Annotated in this window: 5 protein-coding genes; 4 read left to right on the top strand and 1 reads right to left on the bottom strand. The window is 43.6% G+C overall.

All coding sequences use genetic code 11. The annotated features are described in order from the left end of the window. Positions 1 to 263 precede the first annotated feature (263 nt). Both G564_RS0114675 and G564_RS0114670 read left to right on the top strand, forming a co-directional pair. Positions 264 to 10049 carry an Ig-like domain-containing protein gene (locus tag G564_RS0114675; RefSeq protein ID WP_029038320.1) on the top strand — a complete coding sequence of 3262 codons (9786 nt, stop codon included), beginning with the start codon at positions 264 to 266 and terminating at the stop codon, positions 10047 to 10049. A gap of 192 nt (positions 10050 to 10241) precedes the next feature. After that, positions 10242 to 17498 (top strand): HYR domain-containing protein, encoded by a 7257-nt coding sequence (locus G564_RS0114670; RefSeq protein WP_029038319.1) that lies wholly within the window; start codon positions 10242 to 10244, stop codon positions 17496 to 17498. A gap of 48 nt (positions 17499 to 17546) precedes the next feature. On the opposite strand, the gene rsmG is transcribed toward G564_RS0114670, so the two are convergent. Further along, positions 17547 to 18176, bottom strand: a complete 630-nt coding sequence (gene rsmG / locus G564_RS0114665; RefSeq protein ID WP_029038318.1) for a 16S rRNA (guanine(527)-N(7))-methyltransferase RsmG — start codon at positions 18174 to 18176, stop codon at positions 17547 to 17549. 109 nt (positions 18177 to 18285) lie between these two features. Here rsmG and G564_RS0114660 point away from each other — a divergent pair, with 109 nt between their 5' ends. Both G564_RS0114660 and G564_RS0114655 read left to right on the top strand, forming a co-directional pair. Next, positions 18286 to 19386 (top strand): fatty acid desaturase family protein, encoded by a 1101-nt coding sequence (locus tag G564_RS0114660; protein ID WP_029038317.1) that lies wholly within the window; start codon positions 18286 to 18288, stop codon positions 19384 to 19386. An 18-nt stretch (positions 19387 to 19404) separates the two neighbouring features. Further along, positions 19405 to 20595: a pyridoxal phosphate-dependent aminotransferase gene (locus G564_RS0114655; RefSeq protein WP_029038316.1), complete on the top strand. Its 1191-nt coding sequence runs from the start codon at positions 19405 to 19407 to the stop codon at positions 20593 to 20595. Positions 20596 to 20850 lie beyond the last annotated feature (255 nt).

Genomic DNA, 20850 nt, shown 5'->3' with positions numbered 1-20850 from the left:
CAAGGGAGGTCCAGGCGATAAACCGCAGGGAGCTAAAAGTTAAAGATGTGGTAATCTTTTAACATTTAGCTCCTTTTTTTATGATAAATATTCCTTCAGCCGCTCTTAATTACTCACAAAATCTTCTTAAAATGTGTAGTTTATCGGCAAATATGCTACACTTGTCTAAAAATCAATGCATTAACATTAATAAACCTTAAATTAGCTTGTTAAACGGCTCCCGTCGGAGCCAACGAGTCCCCCTACTCTTAACGCTGCTACTTATGGTTAAAAAACTACTCTTCAAAGTAATTACTTTTTGGGCTCTTATACTGACCTCTGCTTTGGGGTGGGGGCAGGCCTGTCCGACTTCTGTGAGCATTTCTGCTGATACAGGGAAAACTATTTGTGAGGGAACACCTGTAACTTTTACAGCCACTATTAATGGAGGCACTGGAACCTTTTCTTATCAATGGAAAATAGACGGAGCAAACATTGGCACAGACAGCAATACCTATTCTACTTCAAATTTAGAGAATGGAGACAACGTGACACTTACTGTCACCTCGTCTGATGACACCTCATGTAGCACAACGAGCAGTGAGTATACAATGACTGTGAATTCTAATAAAACTCCGACAGTTTCTATAACAGCTAATAAAACCTCAATCTGTCCGGGAGATAGTGTCACTTTTACCGCTTCCAATACAAATGGAGGAACAAGTCCGCAATACTCCTTTTTTCTGAATAACGGAACTTCAGCTCTTCAAACTGGTTCTTCAAATAAATTTAATACTACATCATTAATTGATGGAGATCGCATACGGGTAGTTCTTACCAGCAGCGTTGAATGTACTACATCAGACACTGCGGAAGCTTTTTCTAATAACATTACAGTTAGGGCGGGAACACCTTCAGTTCCCGGCACTATTGCCACTTCCATAGGTACTGAAATTTGTCCGGGAACTTCCCAGACATATTCCATTTCAGCTGTTGAAGGAGCATCCTCATATCAATGGACTCTTCCATCTGGATGGACCGGAAGTAGCACCTCTACTTCAATAAATGCCACTGCTGGGACCTCCGGCGGTACGATTTCGGTAAAAGCTATTAACGATTGCGGCACCAGTGAAGCTCAAAATCTGTCCATTACCTTAAAAGCGGGAACTCCAGCAACTCCGGGGAATATCACTGGGGAAACAGCAGTTTGTCCTGGCGTAGAGCAAACGTATTCCATAGCAGCTGTCAATGATGCCACTGAATATATCTGGACTTTACCATCCGGATGGTCTGGAACAAGCAATACAAATTCAATAACTGTAACTACCGGCACCTCCGGCTCAGGGAGTATTTCTGTTCAGGCGAAAAACGACTGCGGTACAAGCGCCGCTAAAACTTTGGCTGTTTCTGTGAAAGCGGGAACACCGGTACAACCGGGAACAATCTCAGGAATAGCAGCTGTATGTCCGGGAGTTTCAGAGACATATTCTATAACTGCAGTTACAGGCGCAACTTCTTACGAATGGACATTTCCCGACAACAGCTGGACGGGAACAAGCACCACTAATTCTATTACAGTTACTACCGGCACAACAGATGGGAACATCACTGTAAAAGCCATCAATGATTGCGGCACCAGCACTGAACAAATCTTTGCTGTGACAGTCAAACCAGGCACTCCTGCAACTCCGGGAGCAATATCAGGTTCAGACATAGTTTGCCCCGGAACTTCTGAAACCTATTCTGTCACACCTTTAGACGGAGCAACAGAATATATCTGGACTTTGCCCAGTGGATGGAGTGGCAGTAGTACTACGGAAGAAATAACTGTAACCACAGGAGACTCTGGTAGCGGCAATATAACTGTCAAAGCAAAAAATGACTGTGGCACAAGTACGGCTGCAAGTTTTTCTGTTTCTGTAGATAAGCCTGCTCCCATTATGACTGGTACTATAACCGGAGACTCAGAAGTTTGCTCTACGGCTACAGGATTAGTATATTCTATTCCAGCCATTACAAATGCCACTGAATATGAATGGAACCTTCCTACGGGATGGAATATAACTGCGGGATCTGGAACTAATTCAATCACCGTTAGTGCATCTTCAACCAGTGGAAATATTTTTGTTATTGCCAAAAATACCTGTGGAGACAGCGCCGCCTCTGCCAATTTCCCGGTAACCTCAACAACAGGTAAACCTGTCACTCCCGGAGAGATTACCACCAGCTTACCTTCAACCGCAATTTGTCCTCCTTTGAGCAATCAGACATTTAGCGTTACTCCTGTCGATGGTGCTAGCAGCTATATCTGGACACTTCCTACCGGTTGGGAAATAACTTCAGGAGCAAATACATCATCTATAACAGTAAATATCACCGCTGCTCAATCCTATCAAAGCCCCACGACTGTAACAGTGAAAGCAAAAAATATTTGTGGTGAAAGCGGAACAAGCACATCCCAGGAAATTTACCTTGATAACTATATCATTGCTGACATAGGACCGGACCAGACAATATGCAAAAAAATTAATCCCATCCCGCAGCTCACTCTTAACGGCAATATGAGTTTCGGAAATGCTAATTTAAGTCCCCAGTTTACAACTTCAGGTTCTGGTACTTTTCAAAACATTCCTACTAACAAAAAGGGAAATTTTACCGTAAATTATACTCCTACACAAGCGGATTACGATCTTGGGCAGGTAAAGATTACCATGACCATACCGCAGATCACTCAGGGGAATACAACTTCCTGCGGTACCGGAAAGGATGAAATGATTATCTTTTTCAAGCCTCTTCCAACAGTGACCATTACAGCGACGTCGCCGGTTTGTAGCGGCAATACCTCTGTTTTAACTTTCACTGGCACTCCAAACAGCCGGGTCACCTATAAATTACCGAGTGGGACAAATCAAACTGTTGACATAGGATCTTCAGGTACAGCTACTGTTACTACAGCAGCTTTAACTGCTAATTCCACATATACTTTAGTAAGTTCGGTAAATCTGGATACACCTGCCTGTTCAAACACACTTAGCGAATCGGCGACAGTTACAATAACTCCTAGACCTACGGCCGAGATTGTTTATTCAGGAGCTCCATTTTGTACTTCTTTGACTACAGGTCAAGATCCGACACTTACCGGAACCGGAGCCTATAATGACGGTGTTTACTCCTCCACTACAGGCCTTACCATTGATGCTTCTACCGGTGCAATCATTCCTTCCACCAGTACTCCGGGAACTTATACCGTCACCTATAAAACCCTGGCTGCAGGAGGATGCGAAGAAGTTATTGCCACCACAGAAGTTACTATAACAAAAGAACCAACAGCAACTATTTCATATTCCGGCACCCCATTTTGTACTTCAGATTCCGATGCAAAACCTGTTACTCTTGAAGGGACAGACAATTATACAGGAGGTACATTTTCTGCACCGGAAGGATTAACGATTGATACCGATACGGGTGCAATAACAGCTAGCAGCAGTACAGCCGGCACTTATACAGTGACTTATCAAACTCCCGAAGCAGGAGGATGTTCCCCTGTTCCAGCCACTACAGAAGTAACTATTACAGAGGCACCAACTCCAAGCATTAATTATGAAGGTACACCCTTCTGCCATTCAGACACCTCAGTTAAGGAAGTGACTTTGGCTGTGGCCGAAGCATTCTTGGGAGGAGATTTCAAAGCTCCTTCGGGTGTGAGCATTGATGCTTCCAGTGGAGCCATTACCCCGGCCTCCAGTACTCCGGGAACTTATGAGATTACCTATACCACTCCTGCTTCAGACGGTTGTGGGGAAGTGACAGCTACAACCAGCATCACCATTACTGAAACCCCATCAGCAGAAATAAGCTATTCCGGTCCTTACTGCACATCAGATGCCACTGCTCATGTACCGGCTTTTACAAACTCGGTAGGCGCTTATCAGGGAGGTGTATTTCGATCAACCCCCGATGGTTTGTCTTTGGACACTTCAACAGGAGCAATAAATGCAAACAACAGCAGTCCAAATACCTATACAGTAATTTATGAAATTCCGGCAGGTGAAGGTTGCGGCACATCAGAAATATCAACCAGTGTTACTATTACCCAGGCACCACAATTAGATATTAGCTACACTACCCCTCTCTGTACTTCAGATACTGTAGCATATCCCGTTACTTTTTCAAATGTTCAAGGAGCTTATCAGGGTGGAACGTTTACCGCTACCTCAGGCTTAGCCATAGATAGTGAAGGAAATATAATAGCGGCCAACAGTACTCCCGGAATTCATACAATTACATACACCACTCCGGAAGCCAACGGCTGCGGACCTGTAGAAGTTACTACTGATGTCGAAATCTTCGAACAGGTAGTAATAACCTCTCCGCCTGTAAACGTCGGTATTTGTTCAACCGAACCGGCTTCTTTTGAGGTCGTCGCTTCCGGAGACAATTTAGCCTATGAATGGAAGCGGACAGATGGAGCTGCTATTACTAATGCCACTGGGATAAATACAGCAAAACTCTCCTTTAATAACGCAACTGCCACCAATGCAGGGGAATATTTTGTGGAGATTACAGGATCCTCACCATGTACTCCGGCCAACTCCGACCCTGTTACCTTGAACGTGGACGAAAATATTGTAATTATTAAACCCACCGAAGATCTTACTTTCTGTGATCAGGAAAGAGAAGGTGTAACTTTTGAATACATTGCGCATGCTAACGGAGCAGCTCTCACTTTTACCTGGATAAAAGACGGTGCCGATATTTCGAATGCCACTTCAGACAGGTATTCCTTCACCACAACCGGACCATCAGGTGATAATGGAGAATATTCGGGCACTATGACCATTTCAGGCCCTAATCCGGCAGACAATGGGGTGTATGCTGTGAGAATTAGTGGTCCGGATTACTTCACCTGTTCAGACGCAACTTCTAAAACTTTTACATTAAATGTTACTCCTCTTCCTGAGCCGCCTACTACAGAACCTGTTGTTCTCTGCCAGGGAGAAACCGCAGAGCCTTTAAGTGCTTCAGGGGTTACCGGCGCAACTTTTAAATGGTATAATGCGGCCATGGAGCCGATAAATGGTGTTCCGACTCCTTCTACAGTTGATGCAGGAAACACCTCCTATTTTGTTACTCAAATTACAGACGTGTGTGAGAGTAATCCGACTGAACTTGTGGTAACAGTTAATCCGACTCCTGCTGTGCCAACCACACAGGAAGCTGTCATTTATTGTTTTGAAGAAGAAGATGTAGCAGCTCTTACGGCAACAGGAACCGATGCCAATTCTGTCATCAACTGGTATGGCCCAGACGATTCTACGGTGGCCTTATCTGCAGCTCCAACACCTTTAACAACCAGTACAGGAAATACTAAATATTGGGTAAGCCAGTCTATAGGAGATTGTGAAAGTGAGCTTGTGGAGATTGTGGTGACTGTAAAACCACTCCCGGAATTAGTCGTCACAGCGGACAGTCAGGATATTTGTGAAGGAAGCTCTACAACTCTATACGCTACAGGTGCCGAAACCTACGTGTGGAGCCTGGATGGGAACGAGATTGGAACTACTGCAGACATTACTATAACTCCAGAGGCTGCAGGTTCCTATACATATAAAGTGACCGGCACAGATACTTTTGGCTGTGTTAATACCAATGAAATTATTATTGATGTTGAAACCCCCTCGGATGGTGGAGAGTTAACAGGTCCTTCTTCGGTATGTACCGGAGAAAATAGCGGAACCCTTACCGTCAGTAATTATTTAGGAGAAATTGTACGGTGGGAAAGCTCCACAGATGGAACTACCTGGACAGCAATTTCAGAAACTTCGGCAGAGTACACTTTTCAGAATCTTGCAGCTCAAACCCAGTTCAGAGCTGTGGTTAAAAATGGAGTCTGTGATGAAGCCTATTCCTCTGCAGCGGAAGTAACTATTGATCCTTTACCTATTGGCGGCGAATTAGCCTTTGATGGTATCGGCAGAATTCTGGAGACCTGCTCAAACCCTGGATCCGATTTTAATGTTTCACTGTCTTTGTCAGGTCAAACCGGTGATGTTGTACGTTGGAGATATAAAGAAGGTGCTGCCACAGATTGGTCATATGTTGAAGAGGGAAGCGACTATTTCACCGGCACTACACTTAGTCCGGAACTAATAAGAAGCCTTAGTATCAATCAATCCACCATTTTTGAAGTAGAAATAGGAAGCGGAGCCTGTACTCCAAATGCAATTTCTCAAAATGCTACTCTCAGTATTCTCTCTTCAGACATTGCTCCCAACCCTGTCCAGGTCACTCCGGGTGTAGTCTGTCTTGGAGAAGAAGTCACGCTTAGTGGTAGCACAGGTTATGGCACCGGCCCCGGAATGGAAGCAGGGGCTTTTGATTATTCCTCAATTACGAACAAAGGTTGGAGAATAACCGATAATGAAGGTAATTACTCTAATTTTGATTCAAGTGCCGACAACGGAGTTGCTGCAATATGGCTAAGGACCAATCCTTTACCTCTGACAACTGCAAACCTAACCTCTCCTTACAGCACATACACTTACAGCAACTGGGATTCCAGTGCAGGGGATGAAGGAAACAAAGGTTTTGCGGTAGTTTCAGGACCAAATCAGTCAACTTTAGAAACTTCTGTGTTTAATCTCTTCGCAGTAGATAATCCTGTGCTCACTTTTGATCAGGCCTACAATCTTACCCCGGGTTCAGCAATTTATGTAGACATATCTACCGACGGTGGCGCAACTTACAATCCTGTACCTTTGTTTGAATTAATAGCTACAGATCCCGATGATGGATCCAGTGGAAACTATGACAGTTTTGGAGATGACGATGCAAATGCAGAGAATAAAATGGAGCTTGATTTAACGGAATTTGCAGGTTTAGATAATTTAAGAATAAGATTCAGATATGAAGGAACCAGAGATGGTGATGTGTGGGCTGTAGACGCGATTAGCCTTCCTGTTGAACCTACCAATGTCGACCTCACATGGACTGATTATACAGATCCTGAAAATCCCGTAGTGATCGGAAAAAACACCTCCGAACAATGGACTCCAAAATTGATCGGTTGGAATGATTTCGAAATAAGAACTAAACTCACCTTTGACAGTACCGGACAGCAATGTGATACATTAGTGAATTGGAAAACCATCAGCGTATTCGTATTTGATCAATATACTTCTACGGCTACCGCTGTTGCAGGTTCTTGCGGTGCAAGCAGTGTCCCATTAACTGCTGAAGTATTGAATAGTCAGGAGGTAGACGTGGCAGGAACAAAAACACTGGATGGCTATGAAGGAGAGTGGGAAGTTGTTTCAGGCCCATCTGGTTATAGTTTTAGTACTACACATTTCAGCAACGACAATAATGAGTTAGATCCTCTTAAAGATCCAGCCGCAATTTTCACCCCGGGAGTTTCCGGAGATTTCACCTTACGCTGGGTGCTTTCAACTTCTGCTGTTGGTGCAGATGGAAAATCGTTAGCCAACGAAACCTGTCCTCCTACATACAATAATGTCTCTTTTTCCATTTTGGATTGTACCGCTCTCGACTTTGACGGAGTAGACGACTATGTGGATCTGGGAGAAGATTACACTGGAGATTATAGTATTGAAGCCTGGATAAGACCAGAAGCATCAACAGGAACAATTATAAGTACTCCGCAGCTAGAAATTAACATGGAAGATCTTCCGAATGCAATAACTCCAGATACACGGTGGTATCACATTGCTGTTGATTCCGATGGTAAATTATATGTGGATGGTATTGCTACCGGTACTACAATTTCAACAACAGGTACTGCTAGAGCCTTTATAGGTGCCAGATGGAACTCTCCTAATGCTGAAAATCATTTCTCAGGCTGGATCGAGGAAGTAAGGATCTGGAATGGTAATATCGCCCAGGAGCAAATACAGTTCCTAATGAATCAACGCCTGCAGAATGCAGGAAATATTGGAGTAGAAATACCACTGCCCGCACCGGGATTGGCTTACGGCAGCCTGGCAGGATATTATCAATTACTTGCTGACAACATTTTGAACGGTGGATATACCACGGATCTCGCTACCTCTGCCGTAAATGGAAAATTGAGAAATATGGAGACCTTCCAGGAAAATACTGCTCCTCTGCCTTACACCACTGCCAGAGACAATTATTTATGGACAGATGAAGGAGAAGCAGGACCATGGACCAATTGGGATGTTTGGGATATTCCCCACGCCAATGGAATCAATGGTACTCCAATTACCTGGAATATCGTTAAGACATCCAATTATGTGGAATCGGGGGCGAAAGACATAATTGTACTCGGCCTTATTGTGGAATCAAATGAATTAGATATTTTAAGCCCCTCTGGTGCGCACGACGAAACCAATAGCGGCCAACGACTTGAAGTCACTCATTACCTAAAAATAGATGGATTACTTGATCTAACAGGAGAATCCCAGCTACTACAACCTATGGGTAGTATAGTGGGTTCCAGCGCAGGTGCTCTTGAACGGGATCAACAGGGAACGGCAAGTAGTTTTAATTACAACTACTGGTCCTCTCCGGTAAGTCCGGGATCGGATAATGCACCCTACACTGTAAAATCTGTTATGTTAGATGGTTCGGACTCTTCTACTCCAAAAGGGTTAGATTTTGGTGCACCGTATGCATACGCAGATGGAGGTGAATCAAATCCTCGAAAGATAAGCACCTATTGGCTTCACAAATTTCATGGCACAGCAAATAATTATTTCTCCTGGGAGTGGATCGGTGCAGATGGGGAATTAAATGTAGGCGAAGGCTATAGTATGAAAGGAACGGAGGCTGTGGATATTACAACTGGTAAAACTCAAAATTATACATTCAAGGGTCTTCCAAACAATGGCACCATAACAATGGCAAACATGTCGGCAGCAGATCCGGGAGAGAATTATCTAATAGGAAATCCATACCCTTCAGCTATTAATGCTGATCAGTTTATTGATGATAACATAGCAGGAGGCAAAAACATCTTTAATGGCACCTTATATTTCTGGGATCACTTTTCAGGAATGACACATTACCTTCAGGAGTATATAGGTGGTTATGCATATTACACCAAATTAGGAGGAATTGAAGCTGTCTCAATAGATGAACGAATTAATGCCAACCTGGATGAAGGTTCAAAAAGACCCGGAAAATATATTCCTGTAGGTCAGGGCTTTTTTATCAATACCGGTCTGGACCCTGCAATTACTGGGGTGACTATTAATGGGGGCGCAGTCACCTTCAAAAATAGCCAAAGAATCTATCGAAGAGAGAATAGCGATCCGGAGTCGGGTGAATCAGTATTCCACTCGCAGGAAAGAAAAGATGTTGCGCCTGCAGCAAAAAATAGCAGTTCTGCAGAGGATGTTGAACAGAAGCGCATCTGGCTAAAATTCAGATCTCCAAAAGGCTATCACCGGCAGATTCTGGTCACCGCTGATCCAAGAACTACGGATAATTTTGATCTTGGTTATGACGCCCCTCTTATAGAGGATAATGTAGAGGATATGTACTGGTATTTCAGTAACTACCAGTTCGTGATACAGGGGGTGCCGGACTTTGATCTTGAAAGGGTTTTAGATCTTGGCATAAAAGTTAAAGAGAAAGGGACCTTTAAAATCTCTATTGATGACCTCAAAAATATTCCTGATGAAATGAATATTTTCCTGGCAGATAGCCTACTACAGGTAGTACATGATTTAAGAGTAGGACCGTATGAAGCAGAGTCTGAAGCCGGGGTGTTTACCGACAGATTTAAACTTGTCTTCCAGGATAAGACTCCAACCGTAGAACCTGAAGATCCTGTAGTTATTGAAGAAGGTCCTTTTGAGATCCTGTACGTCAACGGCACCAGAAATATCATGTTGAGGAATCCGGAGCTTATTGACGTAAGCAGAGTTTACCTGAACAACATGCTGGGTCAGCAGGTACATGTTTATTATGATGTACCACTCGAAAGAGAAGTTGAGTTACCTGTTAGTCGCTTTAGTGCAGGAGTGTATATTGTTAAGGTTCATTCTGAAAAAGGTGTCTTTACCAAAAAGGTGATCCTGGAATAATATTCCAAAAAATTAGAATTAAAGCCCCTCCTCGAGGGGCTTTTTTGTTGAGTACCTCCTCCCGGAACAGCCGATTTAATGCCTTTTATCCGAATTAATTGACACTTAAACGTTTAAATTTTTCTTAAAACTAATATAATGTAATAATTTTTCCTACTTTTGAAGGCTACTAAGTTTCTAATTATTAGGCCTATGGGAAAAATTTACACTTCTCTGACACTTCCCGGATTATTCATATTGCTCACTACAGCACTGACTTCCTATTGGGATTATCCGGCATCTGAAACTTATGTTTACCCTAAACATGAAGTCGAAATCCAAACCAACTGGTACGATTCCCCTATGGGAATCTTTGCTGTAGCTTTCGATAATTGTACCGAAGACACCGTAAATCCAACCATTACTGCTCCGGCAAATGTGTCGGCTTCAACGGATTCCAACAGCTGTACCGCTTCGGGTGTGGCTTTGGGGACACCTGCTACTGACGATAACTGCGGCGTCAAAAGTGTGACAAATGATGCGCCTTCAACTTTTCCACTGGGAACAACAACGGTGACCTGGACAGTTACTGATAATTTTGAAAATACAGCAACTGCAACTCAAACAGTGACCGTTACAGATGACCAGGATCCAACCATTACTGCTCCGGCAAATGTTTCAGTTTCCACAGACGCCAACAGCTGTACAGCTTCCGGTGTGGCTCTGGGTACACCTGCTACTGATGATAACTGCGGTGTCAAAAGTGTGACAAATGATGCGCCTTCCAGTTTTCCTCTGGGGACAACCACGGTGACATGGACGGTGACAGACGATTCTGATAACACAGCAACTGCAACTCAAACAGTGACCGTTACAGATGACCAGGATCCAACCATTACTGCTCCGGCAAATGTTTCAGTTTCAACGGATACCAACAGCTGTGTCGCTTCGGGTGTGGATTTGGGTACACCTGCTACTGATGATAACTGCGGTGTCAAAAGTGTGACAAATGATGCGCCTTCCAGTTTTCCTCTGGGGACAACCACAGTGACATGGACGGTGACAGACGATTCTGATAACACAGCAACTGCAACTCAAACAGTGACCGTTACAGATGACCAGGATCCAACTATTACCGCTCCGGCAAATGTTTCATTTTCCACAGACGCCAACAGCTGTAACGCTTCGGGTGTGGCTCTGGGCACAGCTAATACTGACGACAACTGCGGCGTCAAAAGTGTGATAAATGATGCCCCTTCCACTTTTCCATTAGGAACAACTACAGTGACATGGACGGTGACAGATGATTCTAATAATACAGCAACTGCAACTCAAACAGTGACCGTTACAGATGACCAGAATCCAACTATTACTGCTCCGGCAAATGTTACAATTTCAACGGATACCAACAGCTGTATCGCTTCGGGAGTTGCACTAGGAACTCCCACGACTGCAGATAACTGTGGTGTCAAAGAGGCAACAAATGATGCGCCTTCCAGTTTTCCTCTGGGAACAACCACAGTGACATGGACGGTGACAGACGATTCTAATAATTCAGCAACTGCAACTCAAACAGTGACTATCACAGACACTCAGAAGCCTGTTATCTCTACCCCTGCCGATATCACCCAAAGCAGCGACAGCGGCACCTGCACTGCACAGGTAAATATTACTGCACCCGGAGTTACGGACAATTGCGGAGTAGGTGCGCCAACAGGTACGAGGGATGACAATAAACCTCTTACTGATCCTTATCCTGTAGGTACCACGACAATCTCGTGGAATGTTACAGATGAGAATGGCAACCAAGCTGTCTCAGTCACTCAAAATATTATTATAGAGGATAAAGAAGCTCCTGTAGCACCTCAACTATCAGATATTACCTGGGGCTGTACCTACACTGTAGCAGTTCCAACAGCAAGTGATAACTGCTCGGGTACCATTACAGCAACGGCAAACAGATCCACTACCTTCAGCAGCTCGGGCATGATAACCTGGACCTTTACAGATGCTGCGGGTAATAGTTCAACTGCTCAACAGACAGTTACAATTTCACCTGTGCAGGTAACTTCCACTAAAGTGGACATTTTATGTCATGGAGCCGCGACAGGAGAAATCAGCATTAGTGCAACCGGAGGAGTAGGACCTTATACCTATACCTGGAACAGCCAGGGTACCGGTGCAACTAAAACCGGTCTCATTGCAGGAACATATACGGTTACTGTCAAGGACAGCAATGGCTGTGAAGCAGCTCCTTTGGATATTACCCTTACCCAACCAACACAAATAACGATGACCTCCCTGCAGATTAATAATGTTACCTGTAACGGGGCAGCAGACGGATCTGTTATTGGAGGAGATGTGACGGGCGGAGTTGGCGGTTACCAGTATCAGGTCACCGGTCGGGCTTTGCAGTCATCAAAGGAATTCACTAATCTGGCACCGGGCTCCTATACCTTCACTGTAAAAGATCAGAACTCTTGTCTGTTGGAAGAGAGCTTCGTCATCACAGAACCTGCAGGACTTTCCATGGCTACTCCTTCAACTACGGCAGTAACCTGTCACGGTGGAAGTGACGGCACTATAACTGCCGGGAACGTGACGGGAGGTACTGCTCCCTTTGAATATTCAACAGACAACGTCAACTTCTACTCCACAAGCCTCTTTGAAGGTGTAAGTGCAGGTAATCATACCATCTTTGTTAAAGATGCTAACAATTGTGCCTTACAGGTTCCGGTAACGGTAACGCAGCCCGAGGCTTTGACCGGTAATCTTACCAAAACTAATGTGAGCTGCTTTGAAGGTAGCGATGGTACCATAACTGTTTCTTCTGCTTCGGGAGGACACGGCACTTTTGAATACAGTATCGATGGAACGAGCTGGCAATCTGCTTCTACGTTTAGCGGACTTACCGCCGGGACATATTCTGTTTCGGTAAGGGATGCGGCATACCCCACCTGTGCTACTGTTCTCAATTCTGCTTATGTTCTGACACAACCTAATGCTGCGGTAACTGCAGAAGTCACAACAACAAGGACCACTACTTATGGCACAGCGACAGGATCGGCTACCGTAAATGCTTCCGGAGGAACTCCTGGATATACTTATGAATGGCGAAGAAAAGGAGAAGGCATTGTGCTTCAGACTACAAAAACGGCTAAAAATTTAGCAGCAGGTTTTTATGAGGTGACGGTTATCGACTCGAAAGGTTGTATCCTGGTCGTAGAGGTCGAAATTATTGATGCCATTCAAGCGTTCATCCTAACAAGAAGTACCTGTGAGATTGAAGGAGACGTAGAAGCTATTAGAACATTTCATTATATAGTTGAAGACGAAACAGCCTATGGAGGTGTGGGGCCATACACATATTCCTGGGACTTTGGTGAAGGTGCAGTAGGACGCCAACGCACTGGTATTGGAGAATTCTGGGTGGATTATTCCACTATAGGAAATAAAGTGATTACGCTCACAGTTACTGACAGTACCGGAGAGACTTATACCACCACACAGGAGCAGTATATTGGAAAATGTTATAACCCCTGCGGAAAATCCAGCAATATTGATTTTGACCCCAATAATATCTACATGGGATATGCAGACGGTACCCGCATAGATAAAACCAGTGAGGACTACTGTGATCCCGAAGTTGAGAAATTCATTTTTCTTGGTGTTGACAAGAGTGCCAATATTTATAATCCCTATATCGAGTTAACCTTTATTATTTCAAATTCGATTAAAGATGAATCTAATGTTTATTATGCCGATGGATGCAGGGAAAAAGAAGATATTGATGAAAACCTAACCGTAAATCAAGATAACCGTGTCGGGGAATTCATTAAACTAACAAAAAATCCTATTAATTTTAGTTGTGGGGATAATTTGAACATTGATACTTTTTATATCACATGGACCAACGTTTCGAAAAAAGAATGTGGTGCAAATAACAACAAATTCTGTTGGTCTACAAATGAACCTTTGCACGTCCCCACCGAATTAAGAGCAGAAGCAACTCCAACCCACATCTTATGTAAAGGTGACAACACAGGCACTATAACTGTAAAAGCTTCGGGAGGATTTGCTCCTTACTCCTACAGGTTATCCTCATCTGCTACTTCACAAACCAGCAACCAATTTGTAGGCCTCATCGCGGGAACATATACCATATACGTGCAGGATTCAGCAGGTGAACAAACTACAGTTACAGCAACCATTACAGAACCTGAAACTTCCGTTTCTGCAACAGTAGAACCCATCAATCCACTCTGCTTTGGAGAAACAGGAAGTGCTACAGTCAAAATAGACGAGGACAATATTGGTACACCTTTTACTACAGGAGAACCATATCAATACCTATGGAATGATCCTAAGGAACAAACCACTGCTACCGCAGTCGATCTTCCCGCAGGAGAATATACAGTAACAGTTATTGATGCGAACGGCTGTCAAACAATAGAAGCCGTTATCATTACAGAACCTGAACAGCTTACCGTCGCTGAAACAGGACCCGATCAAAGTTTTGGTTGTGGGTTTTTCAACACTTACCTCGAAGCTAATACCCCGGAAACGGGGGTTGGAACCTGGACTGTAGTTGATGCTCCAAATACCAACTGGGAATTGGCCGAGCCTAATAATCCGGCTTCAGCCTTTAATGCACCCGCCGGAACCTATACTTTAAGATGGACAATTGCACATGCCGACGGCTCCTGCGGTACTTCCAGCGATATGGTCATCAACTTTAAAGGGGATTGCAGCACGTTAGATTTTGACGGAGTGGATGACTATGTCTTTATAGGTGACCGAAACAATTTTCCTTCCTCAGATTTCAGTCTGGAAGTTTGGGTAAAACCGGAATCTGTTACCGGAATTCGAACAGTTATTTCCAAACGGAATACAGCAAATCTTACCTCGGCAGGATATGACCTGATCATTAATAATGGTGCTCCCACTTTCAGGTGGAACGGGAATTCTGTATCAACTTCTCATAAAGTGGGCACAGATCGCTGGTATCATCTTGCAGTTATTTTCAACGGCACTGCAGTGGAGTTATACGTTGACGGGATCAAAGTAGGAAACTCAACCGGATCAAAGCCGGTTTCCAATTCATCTCCGTTCCTGATCGGTGCTATGTACAACGCTAATGAACCGGAAGTCCCTCAAAATTATTTTGAAGGATGGATTGAAGAGCTGCGGGTGTGGAATTCGGCTCTTAATGTGGATCAGATACGCTTTATGATGAATCAGCGTATTGATGCAAATGGTACTGCGGTAAGAGGTGAAATTCTCCCTCTTGATGTCCCAGGGGAATTGCAATGGGCATCTCTTGTGAGCTATTACAGGCTGATAGCCGAAGATGCCCAGGTGGCAAACGGAATAGCAGTAGACAGGGCTAATAACGGAGTGGATGGCCATCTTAGAAATATTGAAACACTTCAAAAAAACACAGCTCCCCTGCCTTACATTTCAGAAGCTAACGGAGCCTGGAAAACAAGAGGCGCCTGGGATATCAGCATTGGAAGTGAAGGTGAGAATTTCTGGACCTGGCCTAATGATACAGGGATCAACGGAACTAGTATTGACTGGAACATAGCTTATTTAACCCATGATCACAACTCCGGAAATCAAAATATTACCCTGCTCGGATTCCTGCTTAACGGAGGAAAACTGGACATGTTGGGTTCAAATCCGGTGAGGACTACTACCGGAATTCAGCCGGGATCGGGGAATGGTCTTACCATCACCACCTATCTTGATCTGGGAGGCTTTATTGATCTTAACGGAGAGTCTCAGTTGATCCAGACAGAAGGTAGTATCCTGGTAGGCAACGGAAATGTTCAAAGGGATCAGCAGGGTACGGCCAGTAGTTATAATTATAACTACTGGACTTCACCTGTTAGCATCAGCGGAAATTCTCAGAATACAGGTTATAAGATCTTTTCTGTAATGCAAGACGGAACTGATCCTGTTACTCCACGAGATATCAATTTTGATATTAATTTTCGCCATGCCGACGGGCCTCTCGCCACTCCTATAAAAATAAGCGGTTACTGGCTCCACAAATTCTTTGGGGATGCCAATGAGTACAGTCAATGGGAGAGAATTGACGCTAAATCAAGTCTATTAAAATCCGGAGAAGGTTTTTCCATGAAAGGTTCTTCAGGCTCTAAAAATATTCTTGACCTGCAGAATTATATTTTTACCGGCATGCCTAATAACGGTACTATTCCGCTGAACATTAGCACAGGAAAAAATTATCTGGTAGGTAATCCGTATCCTTCGGCCATTGATGCCAATGAGTTTATCCGTGACAATCTTGGGGAGAGAAGGGACGGCACTAATGTTTTCAATGGTTCTATCTACTTCTGGTCACATTTCTCGGGTTATACACATTACCTGCAATATTATGTGGGTGGTTATGCTGTTTACAATCTTTCCGGAGGAATTAAAGCAATTGCAAACGATGAAAGAGTTAACGCGACATTAGAAGAAGGGGGAGAAAGACCTCAACAATTTATTCCGGTGGGTCAGGCTTTCTTCGTGAACACTGTTCTGGACGAATCCATTACAACTCAATCGAACATTACAATCCATGGGGGCGATATTCTTTTCAAGAACAGTCAGCGATTCTTTGTGACCGAAATAGACAAAACTAAATCAGTATATCATTCACAAGAGAGAAAAGGCTGGAAATCTTCTACTAATGATACAAAAGAGGAAACCCGACAAAGGATCTGGATAAAATTCAGATCTCCTGAAGGCTATCACCGCCAACTCCTTGTTACTGCCGATAAAAATGCGACTTTGGGATTTGATCTTGGGTACGATGCTTCACTGATTGAGAACAATAAGGAAGATATGTACTGGATGCTGGATGAAGTCGCTCTGGTAATACAGGGAGTTCCCGACTTCAACGCTGACAGAATATTACCTTTGGGAATAAAAACTGTAGAAGGTGGAGATTTTACTATTGCCATCGATGAGCTGGAAAATATTGATGATGACTTCACTATATATATAAAAGATATTGAAAACGGCACCTACCATGACCTCAGGGAAACTGAGTTTCAAGGAACTGCAGTAGAAGGAAAAATGCATGAGCGATACGCCCTGGTATTCAGCACCGAAGATCATGAACCGGGTGAGGGAGAAGAGGAAGAGATAAATCCCGGAGAAGGAGATGGGGAAGACGGGGATTTGGTCGACAATCCTGAACAACCACAACCTACTCCGCCTGCAGATCTGGAGATCTTGTATTCCAATGATGCCAAAAACCTTATAATTAAAAATCCTGATATGCAATCGGTAAGTAAGGTCGTTTTGTATAATTCACTGGGCCAGCACATCTACACCTATCTCAGCATTAGCGACCAGAATCTCATCAAGCTGCCTGTTGAGGTACCAAGTACTGGTGTATATTTTACAATTGTACATCTAAAGGATTCAACAAAACAGTATAAATTCATAGTAGAGTAAAGACTAAGGAGCCGGATTTGATCCGGCTCTTTGGTTTTTTTTGAAGAACTACTTCCTGAATTTTACAGGCAGGTACACCACCTTCTTGGTTTCGAAGAATTCCTCCTCAAAAAAATTGGGTAGATCATAGATCACAGCATTGCGGTATTCAGCCAGTTCTTCTGAAAGATCTCCGCCTTTGAGGTATAAAATTCCATTCTTGAGTTCGTGTCTGCTTTCTTTTGCGATCTTTCCTTTGGTCCAGTGAACAAAAGTGGGCATGGCAGCTACTGCACGACTTACAATAAAATCATAGTGGCCGGGGATCTCCTCCACTCTGGCATTAGTAGTGTGGACATTTTTTAATCCCAGACCTTCAGTAACTTCATTGACCACTTTTATCTTTTTCCCAATACTGTCCACCAGGTGAAAATTGGTTTCGGGATGAAGAATAGCTAATGGAATACCGGGAAAACCTCCCCCGGTACCTACATCGAGAATGGAAGCATCAGGCAGAAAACGCTGCACTTTGGCGATACCCAGGGAATGCAGGACATGACGCAGGTATAATTCATCAATATCCTTCCTTGACACCACATTAATTTTTAAATTCCAATCGTGGTACAGTTCCTGCAGTTTAGAAAATTTACTCTTCTGATCTTCGGTTAGATTGGGAAAATATTTTTCGATGAGCTCCAAACTTCTTATTTTTCAGCAAAAGTAATTAATTTAGAGTAGTTATTTGTGAGAGGGTATACTCACAGAGAATATTAATCTTATACCTTTGTCATTTACTTACAACTTTTTAATGAACACATCTACAGTACGTTTTTCCCGGACAGATTCAGCAAAATTCTTCCGCACCCTTAATAGCAGGGTTAATAGCTATTTTAAAGAAAACAACCTTTCAAAGACAGGAAACTGGAAACTTCACCTTAAGGCTATAGTCATGTTTTCTCTCTTCCTGACTCCATATTTTCTTATTCTCACTTTAGACATTTCACAGTGGTGGATGTTGCTACTAACCGTGGTAATGGGGATTGGAATGGCCGGAGTGGGCATGAATATCATGCACGATGGAAACCATGGCTCCTACTCTTCCAAAAAATGGGTTAATAATTTGATGGGAGGTACTATCTATGTTCTTGCCGGAAATGTTTATAACTGGCAGGTACAGCATAATGTGCTGCACCATACCTATACTAACATTCACGGTCATGATGAAGATCTCGATGCCGGAAGGATCATTCGCTTCAGCGAACATGCGAAGTGGCACAGCTTTCATAGATTTCAACAATATTATTCCATATTTCTGTATGGCCTGCTCACCTTTAACTGGGCCCTTACAACAGATTTCAAACAAACCAAAAGATATCTGGCCCGGAAACTTTCCTATGGAAAAATGCCGAATCCGGTGAAGCAGTGGAGTATCATTGCTGTCACAAAATTGATTTACGTATCCATCTGGATTGTGATTCCAATGCTTATCCTGTCAATCTCCTGGTGGAAGATCCTGATTGGTTTTTTTATAATGCATTATACTGCAGGACTAATATTAAGCGTGGTATTTCAGCTGGCTCATGTGGTGGAAAAGACTCAGATGCCCTTACCCGACAATACCGGCTCCATGAAAAATACCTGGGCCATTCATCAGCTTTTTACCACCGTCAATTTCTCTACAAAAAACAAGATCGTAAACTGGTTTACCGGCGGATTAAACCATCAGGTTGAACACCACATTTTTCCGAACATCAGTCATATTCATTACAGTAAATTATCTAAAATTGTAAAGGAAACAGCAAAAGAATGTCAGTTGCCTTACAACGAATACAAAACCACCAGGGCTGCCATTGCCGCGCATTTCCGTCACTTGCAGGAAATGGGAATGAAGCCATCAGTTTCAGCATAAAAAATCAACCTAATTCACATGTACAAACTATCTGACCGTATTAACAACATGTCCACCTCGCAAACTCTGGCCATGGCTGCCAAAACACGCGAGTTGAAGGCTGAAGGAAAAGACATTATAGGCTTAAGTTTGGGAGAGCCCGATTTCAACACTCCCGATTATATTAAGGAAGCAGCCATACAGGCGATCAATGACAACTATAATTCCTATACCCCTGTTGATGGATATGTGGAATTAAAGGATGCCATAATAAACAAGTTCAAAAGAGATAATGGCCTTACCTACGACAGGTCTCAGATTGTAGTTTCTACCGGAGCAAAGCAGTCGCTGGCTAATGTTGCGATGGTAATGCTGAATCCCGGTGACGAGGTGATCCTCCCCTGCCCTTACTGGGTAAGTTATGCCGAAATAGTGAAGCTGGCAGAAGGAGTTCCTGTAGAAGTACCTACCTCTGTGGAATCAGATTTTAAGATGACTCCGCAGCAGCTGGAAGCTGCCATCACTCCAAAAACCAGAATGTTATGGTACAGCTCGCCATCCAATCCCAGCGGAATGGTGTACAGCAAGGAAGAATTGCGGGCTCTGGCCGATGTACTGGTAAAGCATCCGGATATCATTGTAGTAAGTGATGAAATATATGAGCACATCAATTTTGTGGGGGAGCATGCTTCCATGGCTCAATTTGAAGATATGTATGATCGTGTGGTCACTGTGAACGGAGTCTCTAAAGCCTTCGCTATGACCGGCTGGAGGATAGGATATATAGGAGCTCCTGCCGAAATCGCCCGTGCCTGTAACAAAATGCAGGGCCAGATCACCAGCGGAGCCAACTGTATAGCACAGCGTGCGGTGATCACTGCCCTGGAAGCTCCCGTTAGCAAGATCCAGTATATGATCGACAGGTTTAAAAGCCGCAGATCATTGATAATCGATCTCATGTCTCAGATCGAAGGCTTTGCCATCACAGAACCCGAAGGTGCATTTTATGTATTTCCCGATGTTTCCTATTTCTTCGGAAAGACCATCAATGGATATGAAATAAAGGATGCCACAGACTTCTCGATGTTCCTGTTGGAAAGAGCCCTCGTTGCTACTGTAACCGGAGATGCTTTTGGAAGCCCTAACTGCATTAGGTTCTCCTATGCCGCCAGTGAAGCCGAAATAGAAGAAGCAATGAAGCGCATCAAAAATGCCCTTTCTGAAGCTTGATAATATCCAAAAATACCAATAAAAAATCCCGGCTTTTCAGCTGGGATTTTTTATTTAGCACTAATTCTGCTCCTAAGAAGAAGTCCAAAATAGCCCCTCGAAAAAGTCATTTTTGAAGGATATTTTTTTTAAAAAAACCTTCAAGGGCAGACTGATAACAGATTGCAAATCCGCGCCAGCTATTGTCTCTACTTGGAATTTGGTGCCTGGAATTTGTTACCCAAAATTTGGTGCTTGGTGCTTGGTGCTTGGTGC

Origin of the sequence: Salinimicrobium xinjiangense DSM 19287, assembly GCF_000423585.1 — a bacterium.
GTDB lineage: Bacteria > Bacteroidota > Bacteroidia > Flavobacteriales > Flavobacteriaceae > Salinimicrobium > Salinimicrobium xinjiangense.
The sequence above is the reverse complement of the archived record's forward strand: the minus strand, read 5'-3'. Positions and strand labels throughout refer to the sequence as shown.

Coding starts and splice junctions, on each gene's coding strand:
- G564_RS0114675 (WP_029038320.1), top strand. CDS start 264: ATGGTTAAAAAACTACTCTTCAAAGTAATTACTTTTTGGGCTCTTATA.
- G564_RS0114670 (WP_029038319.1), top strand. CDS start 10,242: ATGGGAAAAATTTACACTTCTCTGACACTTCCCGGATTATTCATATTG.
- G564_RS0114660 (WP_029038317.1), top strand. CDS start 18,286: ATGAACACATCTACAGTACGTTTTTCCCGGACAGATTCAGCAAAATTC.
- G564_RS0114655 (WP_029038316.1), top strand. CDS start 19,405: ATGTACAAACTATCTGACCGTATTAACAACATGTCCACCTCGCAAACT.